Source organism: Niveispirillum lacus, from assembly GCF_002251795.1.
Taxonomy (GTDB): Bacteria; Pseudomonadota; Alphaproteobacteria; order Azospirillales; family Azospirillaceae; genus Niveispirillum; species Niveispirillum lacus.
Genome location: NZ_NOXU01000015.1, coordinates 87,982 through 102,773 on the forward strand (window position 1 = coordinate 87,982; position 14,792 = coordinate 102,773).

At 61.1% G+C, this 14,792-nt stretch carries 10 protein-coding genes and 1 riboswitch; of the genes, 2 read left to right on the plus strand and 8 right to left on the minus strand.

Annotated features, from left to right (window positions below; genetic code table 11):
• Positions 1-4: 4 nt before the first annotated feature.
• From CHU95_RS01640 to CHU95_RS01650, 3 genes are all read right to left on the minus strand, one after another.
• A complete protein-coding gene (locus CHU95_RS01640) occupies positions 5-835 on the minus strand; it encodes an ABC transporter ATP-binding protein (RefSeq protein ID WP_094453069.1) in 831 nt (276 codons plus the stop codon).
• A complete protein-coding gene (locus CHU95_RS01645) occupies positions 832-1,653 on the minus strand; it encodes an ABC transporter permease (RefSeq protein ID WP_094453071.1) in 822 nt (273 codons plus the stop codon). The genes CHU95_RS01640 and CHU95_RS01645 overlap by 4 nt, the downstream gene beginning before the upstream one ends.
• A gap of 78 nt (positions 1,654-1,731) precedes the next feature.
• Positions 1,732-2,808 carry a putative urea ABC transporter substrate-binding protein gene (locus CHU95_RS01650; protein WP_207762336.1) on the minus strand — a complete coding sequence of 359 codons (1,077 nt, stop codon included), beginning with the start codon at positions 2,806-2,808 and terminating at the stop codon, positions 1,732-1,734.
• A 68-nt stretch (positions 2,809-2,876) separates the two neighbouring features.
• Positions 2,877-2,993: riboswitch (guanidine-I (ykkC/yxkD leader) on the minus strand.
• Positions 2,994-3,164: 171 nt separating this feature from the next.
• Here CHU95_RS01650 and CHU95_RS01655 point away from each other — a divergent pair.
• Together CHU95_RS01655 and CHU95_RS01660 are read left to right on the plus strand one after the other, a co-directional pair.
• Positions 3,165-3,794: a TIGR00645 family protein gene (locus CHU95_RS01655; RefSeq protein WP_245837802.1), complete on the plus strand. Its 630-nt coding sequence runs from the start codon at positions 3,165-3,167 to the stop codon at positions 3,792-3,794.
• A 257-nt stretch (positions 3,795-4,051) separates the two neighbouring features.
• A complete protein-coding gene (locus tag CHU95_RS01660; protein ID WP_165771947.1) occupies positions 4,052-4,801 on the plus strand; it encodes a substrate-binding periplasmic protein in 750 nt (249 codons plus the stop codon).
• A gap of 131 nt (positions 4,802-4,932) precedes the next feature.
• Here CHU95_RS01660 and CHU95_RS01665 read toward each other — a convergent pair whose 3' ends face one another.
• From CHU95_RS01665 to CHU95_RS01685, 5 genes are all read right to left on the minus strand, one after another.
• Complete coding sequence (locus CHU95_RS01665; protein WP_094453075.1) at positions 4,933-5,187, minus strand: hypothetical protein; 255 nt, start codon at positions 5,185-5,187, stop codon at positions 4,933-4,935.
• A gap of 137 nt (positions 5,188-5,324) precedes the next feature.
• A complete protein-coding gene (locus tag CHU95_RS01670) occupies positions 5,325-10,394 on the minus strand; it encodes a leucine-rich repeat domain-containing protein (RefSeq protein WP_094453077.1) in 5,070 nt (1,689 codons plus the stop codon).
• Positions 10,395-10,553: 159 nt separating this feature from the next.
• Positions 10,554-12,254, minus strand: coding sequence for a methyl-accepting chemotaxis protein (locus CHU95_RS01675; RefSeq protein ID WP_165771948.1), 1,701 nt, complete (start codon positions 12,252-12,254; stop codon positions 10,554-10,556).
• A 100-nt stretch (positions 12,255-12,354) separates the two neighbouring features.
• Complete coding sequence (locus CHU95_RS01680) at positions 12,355-14,346, minus strand: TonB-dependent receptor plug domain-containing protein (protein ID WP_094453081.1); 1,992 nt, start codon at positions 14,344-14,346, stop codon at positions 12,355-12,357.
• A gap of 34 nt (positions 14,347-14,380) precedes the next feature.
• Positions 14,381-14,792: hypothetical protein (locus CHU95_RS01685; protein WP_207762337.1), on the minus strand; the 412-nt coding region annotated here is incomplete at its 5' end.

Sequence of the window (14,792 nt, forward strand, 5' to 3'; positions counted from 1 at the left end):
CTCCTCACGCGGCATCGGCCGGGTCGTCCCGGTCTGGGTGCCCGTCAGCTTGGGCCGGGTCGTCCCGGCGGGGCAGGGTGGGTTCCTTACCGAAATCAGGATTGCCCGCCACGCGGCGGGGCCAGACCTCGATATCGTTGGTGATGCTGGCGCCATACCGTAGCCGTTCTTCCGGCAGGTTGCGGCGGCGGTCAAAGGCGATGACACGGGTGGCCAGATGGAAAGCCTCTGACAGATCATGGGTGACCATGACCACACTCATCGGATGTTCGTGCCAGAGTTGGCGCATCAGCTTATGCACATCGCCCCGGATGCCGGGGTCCAGTGCGCCGAACGGTTCATCCAGCAGCAGCACCTTGGGCTTGGCAATCAGGGCCTGGGCCAGGGCCAGCCGTTGCTGCATGCCGCCGGAAAGCTGGGCCGGATATTTTTCCAGCGCGTGGCTCAGGCCCACAGCGTCCAACAGTTTGACGGCCTCTTCCTTGGCCTGACGCCGGGCAGTCCCGAACAACCGGCCGAGCACGCCGCCCCCCTTCAATTCCGCGCCCAGCAGCACATTGCCCAGCACCGTCAGGTGCGGAAACACGGAATAGCGCTGAAACACCACCCCGCGATCGGGGCCGGGTTCGGGTGAGATCGGGATGCCGTCGATCAGGATTTCCCCCTTGGTCGGGGTTTCCTGCGACAGCAGCATCCGCAGAAATGTGGTTTTACCGCAGCCGGAAGGACCAACCAGAGCCACGAAGGAGCGTGGCGCGATCTCCAGGTTGATCTGTTCCAGAACCACCTGCTCGCCATATTCCTTCCAGACATTGCGGACGGAGATCTGTGTCATGCGCTGGCCCTCGCATCCTCAAACCATGGGAAGGCACGGCGTTGCAGCACCCGCAAGCCCAGATCCATCAGGAAGCAGAGCAGGGTGATCCAGGCGACATAGGGCAGGATCACATCCATGGCCAGATAGCGGCGGACCAGGAAAATGCGATAACCAAGGCCCGCCTCGCTGGCAATTGCCTCTGCCGAGATCAAGAACAGCCACGCGGGGCCGAGATTGAGACGGATACTATCGATCAGGCGTGGCAGAATCTGCGGTAGCACGACCCGGATGGCGAGGGTCCAGCTATTTGCGCCCAGCGTCTGCGCCTTGATCAGTTGCTGACGTGGCAGATCATCGATCTTCAGCATCAGATCGCGGATCAGGCACGGCAAAACGCCGACCACGATCAGGGTGATCTTGGACGCTTCCCCCAACCCCACCACAATGAACAGAATAGGCAGAACCGCCAGCGGCGGTACCATCGACGCGACCGTGACAAACGGGGCCAGGGTGGCGCGGACATAGGGCAACAGCCCTGCCGCCAACCCCACCAACAAACCACCTGCCGCTGCAATGGCAATCCCTGCTACCAGCCGCGCCAGCGACGTGGCGGTATCCAACCACAGCAGGATATCGCCGGTTCGCTTGTCCGGGGTGAAGGCCATCCGGTCGATGGCATCGACAAAGGAGGTCAGGCCCGGCAGCAGCTTGTCGGACGGGTTCTCCGCCAATCGCACCGCCGACCCCAGCGCATAGGCAATCAGCACCAGCAGAAAGGGCAGGGCCGCCAGCAGCATCCAGCTAGTCCGGTCGGGCCGTCGGTTGATCAGGCGCATGGGGTCACTCCGTTGCAGCCCGGCTCCCGTCATCCCGGCGCTGCCGGGATGACGCAAGGAACGGATATGCGTTCGTGCTTACAGCTTCCCGTCGGCAGCGGCGGCCATGTAGGCGTCGGTGAAGCGGAACTTAACCGACGCCTTGTTGCCGTAGATCACCCCGCCCGGAAATTCGATCCCGATTGCTTCTGCAGAGGGGGCGCCGTTGCCCAGGAGACCGTGGTCGAACAGGAAGCCCGCCACCTTCTGCATGGTGGCCTTCGGCTCCGGCCCGCGCACAAAGGCCAGGGCGTCTGCCGGCTTGTAGAACATGCGGGTGGCCTTCAACTGCGCCTCGTAACCGGCCAGATCGGTCCCCGATGCCTTACCCATGGCGGTGCGGGCGGCGATGCCGGCGGGCGTGTCGGCGGACATCAGGGCCATGGTTTCATACCAGATGCCGGCCAGCGCCTTGCCAAAAGCCGGATTGTCCTTCAGCACGTCGGTATTGGCGACCGTCAGGTCGATGATTTCGCCGGGGATCTGGCTGCTGTCGAAGACCTTCTTGGCCCCCGGTGTGGCCAGGATCTCGGCGACCAGCGGGTTCCAGGTGACAACCGCCGTTACGTCGGGTGTAGACCAGGCAGCGACCATATCCGCATCGGAGGTGGAAACGACGGTGACGTCGTCCTTCTCTGTCATTTTCACGCTTTCCAGCGCGCGGGTCAGCAGGTAATGGCTGACCGAGAACTCTACCAGATTAACCTTCTGGCCCTTTATGTCGGATAGCTTGTCCTTGCCCTTCAGGATCACGGCATCATTACCGTTGGAAAAATCACCCACGATGACGGCAGTGGTGTCGACGCCGCCAGCGGCAGGGATCGACAGAGCGTCCATATTGGTTACGGTGACAGCGTCGAAGGCGCCGGCTGTGTATTGGTTGATGCTTTCAACATAGTCGTTGAACTGCACCACTTCGATCTTGATGCCATATTTGTCGGCCCATTTCTTGACGATGCCCTGGTCGGCGGCATACTGCCACGGCATCCAGCCAACATAGATGGACCAGGCCAGCTTGAACTCCTTTTTCGGCGCCGCAAGGGCGGGAAGGGAGAGCAGCGAGGCGGCAACCAGGCCGGCGGTCAATGTTCCAAGGAAGCGGCGCGTCTTCATCATCCAACCCCTGTCGTTCCAAACCGGTTTTGGGGTTGGCGGAGACCAGAAGGGGGCGCCAACCCACCTCGATCTCCCGGGCTTTTGTCCCGCCGTGTACCAATCTACGCCTGTACGCGGCGGTGATTGGCGGCAGCTCTCGGACCGAACACCGTGATCACACGGCTGGAACCCTAGCCACCTTTAATGCCACGGAGCAACGCAAGCGTCGTGCCACGCTGTAAATGCCGGAAATGCTGACACTGCCAACCGACTATGGCGCTCCCGCGTGCAGGTTGCCCCCAAGTCGCGCCTTAAAAATAGGCAATGTCTGGTTCTGGGGCCGTGTATGGCGGTGGGCGGGGCTTCGCTCCTGCCGCATGGCCAATGCCCCCTACGGATATGGCGGTATCGTTGCTGTCATGCACACACCGTTGACAGGCTTCGGTGGCTGGGGCCATGTGCTGCTGCGACTGTTTCACCCACCGGAGTATGCCCTCGTGGTCGAACGCTTTATTGAGCGCACCCTTTACGCCTGCCGCTGGCTGCTGGTCCCGATGTATCTTTGTCTGGCCGTGGTCCTGGTTGCTTTTACGGTCCGTTTTGGGGTGGAACTGGTCGATCTGTTCGATTACGCCCTGTACGGGGAGAGTGAGGCTGACCTAATTCTGGCCGCCCTGACCCTTGTTGATCTGGTGCTGGTGGGCAGCCTCGTGATCATGGTCATGATCAGCGGCTATGAGAATTTCGTCTCCCGCATCGAACTGGACGACGATGATGAAAAGCTGTCCTGGTTGGGTAAGCTGGACAGCGGCACCTTGAAGGTGAAGGTTGCCGCCTCGATCGTTGCTATTTCGTCCATTCATCTGCTGAAAAGTTTCATGGACGCAGATCAGGTCACCAACGACAAGCTGATGTGGCTCGTCATCATCCATCTGACTTTTGTTGTTTCTGCGGTCCTCATGGGGTGGCTTGATAAGCTGTCCTTCGGCAGCAAGCCCAAGCCGTGATCCCGGCAGCGCGGGCAGGAGGCAACAAGACAAAGGCACGCGGACCCGATGGTAGGCTGGTGGGTGTGACCGTTGATTGCAGCAGTGCAATTTACCGTCCAAGTTTCCAAAAATTTATTTAAAATATCCCAAATACTGGGATATGTAAGCGAGCGCTGGTGCGTGGTGCGGAGGGGTAAACCCGGATGGGCGGTCTGAATAGCGCAGTGTGCGGATTGTTCTGGGCCGTTTTCAGCGCCATCGTGATGTGTGCAAATGTGCAAGCCCGTCCGCTGACCTTTGCTTATGGCGACCATAATGAGGCGCCCTTCGCCATCGTGAAGGATGGGGAACTGAAAGGCGGCTTCGCTCTGGAGTTCGGGCGTTCACTGGCGGACCGTCTGGGTATGGAGGCCGCCTTCCGGTTTGTGCCGCGTAACCGGATTTCGGCCGAAATCGCTGGCGGCTCAGTGGATGCGTATTGTCTGGCAGCCCAGCCTTACTATCCAGGCTTCAGTGCGGATCACTTCACCACCCCGCTGTTTACGGATCAGGATGTTATTCTGCTATCAGCAGGCCTTCGTGGTCCGGCGGATTTGTCCAGCCTGACGGGCGCACGGATCGGGGCGGTGCTGGGTTTCATCTACCCCGCCTCGGTTGAGGCCTTGTTCGCAGATCACCAGGCGGAAAGGATTGATGCACGCAATGCCGAGGCCAATCTTCGCAAACTCCATAGCGGACGACTGGATGCGGTGATTCTGCCCATGGCGGCATGGCGGCTGGCCTTGTCTCGGGACCAGAGCCTAGCAGGCCTTGTGCGAAAGGATGTTATACCTGTGGCAGTTCGGGACCGGGTCTGCTTGGTCAGCCCGTCCAGCCCCGCTTCTGTGCCAGAAATCAACGCCGCCATCCAATCTTTGGTGGCCGATGGATCACTTCCTGCCCTGGTACGGGCCTCCGGACTGGAAATGTCGGGGGCGCAATCCGCGGGCCTACACATGTCCAGCCCGATCCCCTCCCGTCGGTAGATGGGTTTTCTGTCGGCTGGGGTGCCGCTACGCCAGCCACTGCCGTGGTACAGCCCAATCACAGATCGGGCTGCGGTTGGCGGGGGCGCTTGGTAGAACCTGTTTCCGGTCAACGAAAATACATTGCAGCGTCAATCCAGAAGACCGTCAATATCGGTCATCAGCCGCTGGCGCCTTTGCACCACAGGTGCAGTGTCGGCCGGAAGGCTGTCCGCAGCCATTGGTGGTGGGGCACCATCCACAGGCCCGGCATCGCCTGCCAACACATTGGCGACAGCAGCGCGTACCGCATCCCGGCGGTCGGCCGGTACCCAGAATTCTAGACGCACAAGCCCTGCCGCTTTGCGCCGGGCGCGTGCCCTGATTTGCCGGATCGCGTCGCTCATCCTGTCACCCCTTCAGATGTGACCAGATTAGTGCAACCTGCGTGCGAATGGAAAGTGCTGCCCATGCTTGGCCGTCATTCCGGGATGGTTGCGGGGGCCGACCGCGTCAGCCGCTCGCTCTGCCGTCGGCCACGCGGCTATGCCAATGCCGCTGTAATCGCATCCTGCTGCTCCGTTGTCATGCTGGCCAATTGCCCACTGGTGAAAGAGCGCAACTGGATTTCGGTCATGGATTGGAACTGGAAGGGGGTCAGCGCTGTGATTTGTCCAGCGGTCAGTGCAGCAATCTGTTCCACCTTCACCCCGGTTAACTGTACTGCGCTCAACTGCCCGATCTGTGCCGGTGTCAGATTGGTGAACTGGGTGGTGCTGAGCGCACCGATCTGCGTGGGAGACAATTGCGCGAATTGGGTGCTGGTCAGGGATTGAAGCTGTGTGCCGGCCAGGTTGGCGATCTGGGTGTTCGACATGCCGCCAATCTGGGTCGGCGACAGCGCCGCGATCTGCTGGCTGCTGAGTGAGCGCAACTGGACCCGCAGCAAGGCGGACAACTGGGTGCCAGTCATGCCGGCAATCGCCGTGGTGGTCAGGTCCTGGATCTGCGTGGTCGTCAGGGACTGGATCTGGCTGGTGGCCAGACCATTGACCTGGGCCGCCGTCAAAGCGCTGATATGGCCAGTCCCAAGGCTGGCCAGGGCGGTCGCTGGGGCCGATCCCAAGGCCGTCGGCGTGATGACCTGCAACTGTGATGGCAGAAGGGCGGACAACTGCGTTGCATTCACCTGGCTCATGAAGCCCGTCTCAAGGCTTGCCAACTGTGTGGTTGACAGGCTGGCGACCTGTGTTGCGCTCAATGCGTTTGTCTGTACGGCACTCAACCCGTTGAGACGGGCCGGGGCGATCTGAGAAATTTGTGTTGTGGTCAGGGCCTGGATTTGTGTTGTGCCCAGGGCTGCGAATTGTGTCGCGCTCAACGCCGACAGTTGCGTGGCGGTCATGACCTCAACCTGGGCACCAGACAGTCCAGCGACAAAGCTGCTGGACAGTCCCTGAATCTGCGTCGCCGAGAGGGACGCCAGCCTCGTCTCCGTCAGGTAACCGGCCTGTGTTGCGGTAAGTCCCGACAGTTGTGTGCTGGTCAGCGCGGCCAGATCAGTGGTGGTCAGGGCCTGCAACTGCGCCGCCGTCAGGGTGCCGATTTGGGCAGCGCTGAAGGAAGCGGCATTAGAACCGGCGATGGCCTGGAACTTGGCAGCATCCAGTGACCCCACCTGTGTTGGTGACAGGGCGGCAATCTGGGCATTGGTCAATGCGCCGATCTGTTGATCACTGAATGAGTTCAACAGGCCGGTTGACAGGCCGGAGACCACGGTCGGCGGGATCGCCGCAATCTGGCTGTTCGACAGATTCTCCAGATGGTCGTAGCTGAGGGCGTTCAGTTGACCCGCCGACAGGCCTGATATCTGCGTCGTGGTGAGATTGCTCACCTGACTGGGATAGATGCCGGCAAACTGCGAAATCTGGATGAACTTGACCTGGGCCGCCGACAGCGCCTGAAACTGGGCCGGGCTCATCGTTGCAAGCTGTCCAGAACGCAGCCCCTCGATACCCGACGTGCTGATCGCGGCCACCTGGCTGGGGGACAGAAGCTCGAACTGAAGATCGCTGATCGTGCCAATCTGGGCTGAAGACAAGGCGCCGATCTGCGCCGGCGAAATCGCTGCCAACTGAGTGGGGGTCAGCATCGGCATGTTGACGGCATCAATGGCGGCGAACTGGGCCGGGGTCAGGGCCTGAAGCTGGAGCGGGCTCAAAACAGAGACCTGGTCAGGGCGCAGGGCAGCCAGCATGGTCGTGCTGAAGCCCGCCATCTGCGTCACACTCAGGGTGGAGATCTGCTCTTCGTTCAGCGCGCTGACCTGGGTTCCTGTCAGGCCAGACAAGGTTGCTGCCGGGAAGGATGCGATCTGGGCGGGCGACAAGGCGGCGAGTTGCTGCGGGCTCAAAGACCGAACCTGCGCGCTGGTCAGTCCGGCAATCTGGCTCAGGCTGAGGCCGGCCACGCGCTCGGGGCTCAAGCCATTCAGTTGATCGGTGGTCAGGCTCCCGACCTGAAGGGCGGTCATGCCGTTCAGCAGTTCATCGGGCAGATTGGACAGTTGATCCGTTGTCAGCCCGGCAATCACCGTCGACGACAATTCGGTGAACTGTGACACGCGCAACTGGTTCAGGCTGCCTTCCGGCAACGCCGCCACCTGTTCGGGTTTGAGGGCACGAAGCTGCGCCACTGACAGGCTGCCAAATTGGCTCGCACTCAACATGCCGATCCGGCTGGGCGTCAGGTTGCCAATGTGGGTTGCTGCCACGCCGGTCAACTGTTCGGGTGTGATCTCCTGGAACCGCTGATCACTCAACGCGTTCAGTTGCGTTGCGGACAGCCCGGCGATCTGCGTTGCGGACAGGCCCGTGAACTGGTCACCGGACAATTCGGCAAAGAACACCGTATCGGCCCCGGCGATCTGGCTTGCGGTCAGAGCCGCCAGTTGCTCCGGTGTCAAGGCGCGGACCTGCGGTTCGGACAGGCTGTTAAGCTGTGTCACGCTAAGGTTCCGTACCTGGGCTGGCGACAGGGTGGCAATCTGATCTGTCGACATTTGGGTGATGCGTTCGCTGGACAGGCCCGTGATCTGTGTTGTCGACAGCGCCGCGAGCTGTTCGGGGGACAGGCTGGCCAATTGTTCCCCGTTCAATGCGTTCAACTGAGGCAAGGACAAGCTGGCAAGCTGTGCACCTGTCATCTGGGCGATCTGGCCACCGGTCAGCAACGACATCTGGTCGGCTGTCAGCCCTTTCACCTGTGCCGGCGTCAACTGGGCAAGCTGTTCCGGGGTCAGGGCGGAAATTTCTTCCGCCTGAAGGACACCGATCTGGGTGGTGGTCAGACCCAGCAATTGTGTGGCTGACAGACTGGCGATCTGCTCGCCGGTCAGGGCGCTGATCTGTGTGACCGAAAGGGCGCCGATATTGCCAGCCGACAGGCCGGACAATTGCGTCACCGTCAGCATCCCCACCTGGCCCTCTGTCAGACCCCTGACCTGGGTGGCCGTCAGCGTGGTGATCTGGTCAGCCGACAAGACGGCCAACTGGTCCGGGGTCAGGGCAGACAGGGCTGTGACGGTCAGGTTGCGGACCTGGTCGGTGCTCAGATTGGCGATATTCTCGGGGGTGAGGCCGGAAATCTGCCCATCATTCAAGGATGCCATCTGCGAAGCTGTCAGACCAACCAACTGCTCGCCCGTCAGCCAGGAAAGCTGTGCATTATTTAATCCGCCCAGGGCAGAAGGCGAAAGGCCGGCCAGTTGTGTCCGGGTCAGTGCCTCAATCTGTGTCTGGTTCAAAGCAGCGGTCTGTGTGGCGCTCATGCCCCGGATCTGCGCACTGGACAGACCGGACAGCAAAGTCGGGCCCATGGCAGAAAGCTGTTCGGCGGTGATGGCGCCCACCTGCGTCGCGGTGAGATTGCGCAGCTGTGTCTCGGACAGGCTTTCAAGCTGTTCCGGTCGCATGGCGCCAATCTGTGTCGGCACAAGTGCTGCCACCTGGGCGACGGTCATGGCGCCCAACTGCGTGGCGGCAAGGTCGTTCAACTTATCGCTGGACAAACCTCTGACCTGGGCTGGGCTGAGGGCCGCGACCTGTCGTTCGCTAAGGGCCGCGATCTGATCGGGCAGCAAGCTGTTAACCTGTGTCACCGACAGGGCCCGTAGCTGTTCCGGGGTCAGTGTACTCACCAGGCTGGCATCCAGGCCTGCCACCTGCTCCGCCGTCAGGGCCCCAACCTGGCTGGCGGTCAGTGCTGACATTTGTGTCGTGGTGAGGCTGGCCAGCCGCCCTTCCGGCAGTGCCCGGATCTGCGTTGCCGTCAGGGCGTTCAGTTGAGCCCGGCCAAGACCGGCAAATTGCTCCTCGGACAGTTGCCCCATCTGGGTGACGGTCAGTGCCCGGATCTGGTTGGTGGTCAACCCGTTCAACTGCGCGGTGCTCAACGCGGCCAGCTTGTCATCGGTCAAGGTGGCGATTTTGCCGGCAGACAGATTGGCCAACTGGGCTGTGGTCAGCGCTGCAACATGTTCCCCATTCAGGCCGCCGAACTGTTCGGTGGTCAGGGCGGAAATCTGGGCGGCATTGAAACCTTGCACCTGCTCAGGTGTCAGGCTGGTGAGTTTGGAGGTTGGGAACCACTTAACCTGTGTCGCCGTGAAGCCAGCCAATTGCGTCGGGGACAGGGACGCCAACTGCCCCTCTGTCATTGCCGCAATCTGGCTTTGGGTCATGCCTTTGATCTGGGTGACTGACAATTCGCCGATCTGTTCACCCGACAGGTTGGCGAACTGGTCGTTGGTCAGGGCCGCGACCTGTGACGCTGTCATCCCCCTTAACTGGCTGGTCAACAGGCCCGCAATCACGTCGCTGTCCAGGCCCTTGATCTGTGCCGGGGTCAGGCTGCCTACCTGGGACGCGCTAAAGCCCGCCCATTGCACCGGGGTCAGCCCGTTCATCTGGGTTGCGGTCAGGCTCTTCATCTGTGTGGGTGTCAGGGCCGACAATTGCGTGGCCGAGAACCGGGACAGTGTGTCGCTCGTCAGGGACTTCAACTGGGCTGCGGTCAGGCTTTTCAGCTTTGTGCCGGCAATCACGCCGATCTGGCTGTCATCAAGACTGTTCAACTGCGCCGATGACAGTACCGCCAGTTGGCTTGCCGTCATGGCGCCGATCTGGTCATCGCTGAAATAGGTCATCTGGGTTGCGGTCAGGGCCCGCAACTGCGGTGCCGTAAAGGCCGCGACCTGTTCAGTCGACAGCGCGGCAATTTTTTCCGCTGTCAGCAAGGCCACGCTTCGCGGAGTCATCCCCCGGATCTGACTGAGCGACATGGCGGAGAAATCCTCCGCCTCCAGCGCATTGAACTGGGTGTCGTTCAATGCAGCAAGCTGGGCCGCTGTGAAACCGATCTGGCTGGACGAAAGGGCACCGATCTGTGCGGCGGTAAGGCCACCAATCTGCCTGACGGAAATGGCGCCGACCTGCGCTTTTGACAGTTCCCCGATCTGACCCAGGGTGAAGGAGCCGATCTGTTCGGCCGTCAGCGAAGCCATCGCCCGCAAGGGGATTTCGCTGATGGAGTTGTAGGAACTGATCGCAACCATGTCTGGCTCTTTCGTTCATGGATTTACCAACCGGGAACCCATAAGCAAGAGCCGGGCCAAGTTTTTGGCCCTCGTTGCAGGAAAAATTTGCCGCGCGATGAAAAAACCCCGCCGGCCGGAGGGCGGGCGGGGTTTTGCGCGGCTAGCGTGGGACTGTGGTTAACCAGCCCGTACGCGTTGAAGGAACCCATCCACTTCCTGACGCAGCCGTCCAGCCCCGCTGGTCAGGCCGGTTGCAGCCTCCCGCAGACCACGCGCCGCGTCGCCGGTACCGGCGGCCACCTGGGCCAGGGATTGGACCTCGCTGGCCGCCTCGCGGCTGGCGGTGGAGGCGGACTGCACGGAGCGCGCGATTTCCTGGGTGGCCATGCGTTGCTGTTCTACAGCGGCCGCCACGGTCGTGCTGACACTCGACACATCACCGATACGGTCGGTGATTTCCGTCAGGGCCCCCACAACGGCGCTGGCCGCTTGACGGACAGCACTGATGCGGCGTTCGATTTCTTCGGTCGCCTTTGCGGTCTGGCCGGCAAGCTGCTTGACCTCCGAAGCGACGACCGCGAAACCCTTGCCGGCTTCGCCAGCGCGCGCCGCCTCGATTGTGGCGTTCAGCGCCAGCAGGTTGGTCTGGCTGGCGATGGCGGAGATCAGGTCGACGACATTCTTAATGCCTTCCGCTTCGCTGCTAAGGTTGCGGACAAGACCGTCAGAGCGTTCAACGGCCGCCGACGCCTGACGGGTACTGCCGGTAACCCCTTCCACCTGGCGGGCCACATCATTGAAGCTGACCGCCAGTTCTTCGGCGGCACTGGCCACCGACTGGACACCCTGGTCAGAGCTTTCGGCGGCGCGGGAGACGTGCGAAGCCGCTGTGCGGCCCTCCTCGGCGACCATGCCGAGACGTTCGGCCTCGTTCAGCACGGCACCGGCGGTCTCACCCACCGTGCGGACAGAGTTCATCACCGTCGCTTCGAAACTGTCAGCAAGGGCCAGCAGGGCCTGCCGGGCGCGGGCATCCGCTTCGACCTTTTCCGCTGACAGCCGCGATGCGTCCAGCAGAGCGGATTTGAAGCTGAACAACCCGTCCACAAGACTGTTCAGTTCATCTGCACGAACCAGGCGGGCAGGATCGACAGAGAGATCGTTGGCCGCCAGCCGCCCCATGGCCTGCGCGATGCCATCAATGCCGCTGCGGACAAGTTTGGTGATCAAGAACACCAGCAGCCCAACCGTGACCAAGGCGATCACAAGGCCAAGCACCAGCGCCCAGGAAGCGGTCACAGCGCTTTGCGCCTGTCGCTCAACACTCTCCTGCGCATCGGCCTGGATCAGCGCGGCAGCCTTGTCCAGCGCGGCAACGATGACCTGCACCTTTTCGTTGAAGGGCAGGACAGCGCCGGCTGCTGTAGCGATGTCGACCTCCAGCATGGTCGACACGACATCGACGGCACCACTGAAGCTGTCCAGTTCAACCGCCGACTTCTTGACGGTCTCCTTCAGCGCGGGGTCCGTAATCGTCTCGGAAATGACGGCCAGCCGCTTCGCCTCCTCGGCGATGGCGGTCTTGACAGTCTCAAGTTCCTTGATTGCGCCGCTGGCCGGGTTGCCGCCGGCCACCGACAGGACGGCGAAATAGGCTGAACCGAGACTGCCCCTCAGCTCTTTGACCAGGTTCTGTATTTCCGCCGCCCGCGCCAGCTTCTCATCCACCAGAACACGGGTTTCTGCGGCCTGAGAACGGAGCTCGACAATGGAGATGCTGCCCATGATCAACATGGCAAACGCGGCGACGACAGGACCGGCCATGAGCTTGGCCAGCAGTGATAACCGGTCCAGCCGGGAGAATATCTCAGAAAGCATAGAGGTAGTTCCTTTTGGATCGGTCCACATGCCCGCTACCAGACGCTAAGCACGACAGGTTGGGTTTCCCGTTGACCGAAAAACCCAACCGAGCCGCAGATCAGAACGACTGTGACAGGGACACGTAAAGACGACGTTCGGTCTCCAACGACGCTGTGGTCGCGGTGCTCGAGCGCAAGAAGTCGGACGCGGTTGCGCGGAGTTCGGTACCCGTGGAGAAGGTGTAGGCAGCGGTCGCCGTACCGGTGACAAATGAACCGACCTTCGTTGGCACCTGGGAACCAGCCAGCGTACCCGTACCGGGACGTAGCAGATAACGATCTGACTGCCAAGTCAACCCCAAGTCAGCCGAGAAGCCACCCTGAGACCAACCCAGCCCACCACGTAACTTATGCTCCGGCGTTGCATCCTCGAATTTAATCGGGCGGGTCGCCCTGGCACCGCGGTTCACGGTCAGGTCATCATCGATTTGGGTCCAGGTATAGGACGCCGAATAGGACAAGCCACCGGCCAACGCACCATTAATGTCTGCTTCCAGTCCCCAGGATGAGGAGTTGCCGGCATTCACCATGGTCTGGCTCAGGACACCGTTGATGACCATCCGGTCCGCGACGCCGCCCGTGAAGGTCTTCAGGTCCTTGGTATGCTGGCGATAGGCGGTGATACCAAGCCGACCGTTGATCGCTTCGACGGTCCGGTCATAGCCCACTTCAAAACTGGTGATCCGGGACGGATCGATGCGGGGATTGCCAACTGTCGGGATTGCTCCGACGATGTAATACCCGCCCAGTTCCAAAAGGCTGGGCAACTGATTGGCCATCCCAAATGTTGCGCGCCATGTGCTGATGGCGTCCGGCTTGTAGACCAGACCGCTATTGTAGCTGATCTTGGTCATATCGCGGTCATAGTCGGTCTGCCGCCAGGGAGGCGCGATCGGGCCTGAATAGTCCAGGCTGAACATGTCCAGACGAACAGCGTTGGTGAAAGACACATTGTCGGAGACTTTCCAGTCCCACATGGTCGATCCGGCATAGACATCATAGCCGATGTTGGCACCGGGCGACGGCCAACGGCCCATTTCCGCGCGGCGATATTCGGCTGTGAACTTCAGGGTATGGTCAGAGCCGACCTGCAAAAGATCGGCAAGCTGAACCACCGTTGTTGTCACGTCTGACGCACCAAACGCCAGATAGTCGAAATCCATCTTGTTGCGGTAAGCCATCAGGCTCACCAAGCCAAGTGAACCCGCGTCGATGGTCAGATCAGTTTTGGCGGACTCGGCGACATACTTGATGCCAAGGTAGCTGTTGGTGGTGTTGTAATTGGCCTGGAACGAATAGCTCCGCGACAGCTCCACACCCCACTGGATGGTGTCAGTGACCTGCGTCAGACCCGACAGGGACACATAGTTCGCTTCGGGGCTGGTCAGACGTGAGCGTTCGAGAGCGGTGATTGGGCCTTTTTCAAACTCATCCTGTTCCTTGTAACCGGCAGACAGCTTCACCCCTACACGCTCGCCCAGCTTCAGCGTCTTGACCATATTGGCCTCGCGCTTGCCATCGGTGCCACCACGCAGCGTCGCCGTTCCGGTCTCGTCGTACAGCGGGTTCACGGTGATGATGTTGACAACACCGGCAACGGCATTGAAGCCATAGATCGCCCCGACCGGACCCTTGACGATTTCGATCTGCTTGATTTCCGGCAACTGCACCGGAATGGTGTTCCAGACCACCATCGCAAAGTGGTCATTGTAGACTTGGCGTCCATTGACCAGCACCAGCAGGCGCGGATAGCTGCCCTGGTTATAACCGCGGACCGCCACATCGGCGCTGCCGCTGCCCCATCGCAGAAGATCCATGCCGCTGTAGCGGTTCAGGATATCCGGAAGATTGTCCAGGCCGCTCGCTTTGATCTCAGCGCCGGTGATGATGCGCAACGCCGCGGGGGCGTCTGAGGCGACCTGTGGTTTGCCAGTGGCGCTCGTGGTCACCGGCTGACCAAATGCATCTTGCAGGGCCGTATAGTTGATTGTCTGTGCCTGGGCGCCAACTGCAAGCAGGGCCGTCGCACCGAGCAGAAAAGACTTTTTCATTTTTCGTGTCTCCTGGTGATCTTGGGCGCCGGGATTAGTGCGCGGTCACAAGCATTTGGAAATTCTTGTCGAAGCTGACACCGGCTTTGGTCAGCGCTGCCGTGTTCACATGGTATTTGGCAGCACCGGAGGCCTGGCGTTCCACAGCCAAGGCGCATTTGCCCGCTTCCATGCAGGCCATATCACCGATCAGCAACTGGCCCGGCGCGGCCTTGCCTGACAGGTCAACGCTGCCGACGACGATAACGGCAACAGCACCAGTCAGATCGGCGCCCGCGCCGGACACCACCTTGGCGGCGACATCAGCGCCCAAGGCACCTTTGACCGCATCACCCGCCGCACCCTGACCGCCTTCTGTCACAATGGTTACAGCGACCGGTTTGGCAGGCTTGGGCTGCAGAAAATTGGACACCTCCGGAAACTGCCGATTTCTGCTATAATAGGGC

Bases quoted from the DNA above. Each gene is read 5' to 3' on its own strand.
- CHU95_RS01640 (WP_094453069.1), bottom strand. From the start codon at position 835: ATGACACAGATCTCCGTCCGCAATGTCTGGAAGGAATATGGCGAGCAG.
- CHU95_RS01645 (WP_094453071.1), bottom strand. From the start codon at position 1,653: ATGCGCCTGATCAACCGACGGCCCGACCGGACTAGCTGGATGCTGCTG.
- CHU95_RS01650 (WP_207762336.1), bottom strand. From the start codon at position 2,808: ATGATGAAGACGCGCCGCTTCCTTGGAACATTGACCGCCGGCCTGGTT.
- CHU95_RS01655 (WP_245837802.1), top strand. From the start codon at position 3,165: ATGGCCAATGCCCCCTACGGATATGGCGGTATCGTTGCTGTCATGCAC.
- CHU95_RS01665 (WP_094453075.1), bottom strand. From the start codon at position 5,187: ATGAGCGACGCGATCCGGCAAATCAGGGCACGCGCCCGGCGCAAAGCG.
- CHU95_RS01670 (WP_094453077.1), bottom strand. From the start codon at position 10,394: ATGGTTGCGATCAGTTCCTACAACTCCATCAGCGAAATCCCCTTGCGG.
- CHU95_RS01675 (WP_165771948.1), bottom strand. From the start codon at position 12,254: ATGCTTTCTGAGATATTCTCCCGGCTGGACCGGTTATCACTGCTGGCC.
- CHU95_RS01680 (WP_094453081.1), bottom strand. From the start codon at position 14,346: ATGAAAAAGTCTTTTCTGCTCGGTGCGACGGCCCTGCTTGCAGTTGGC.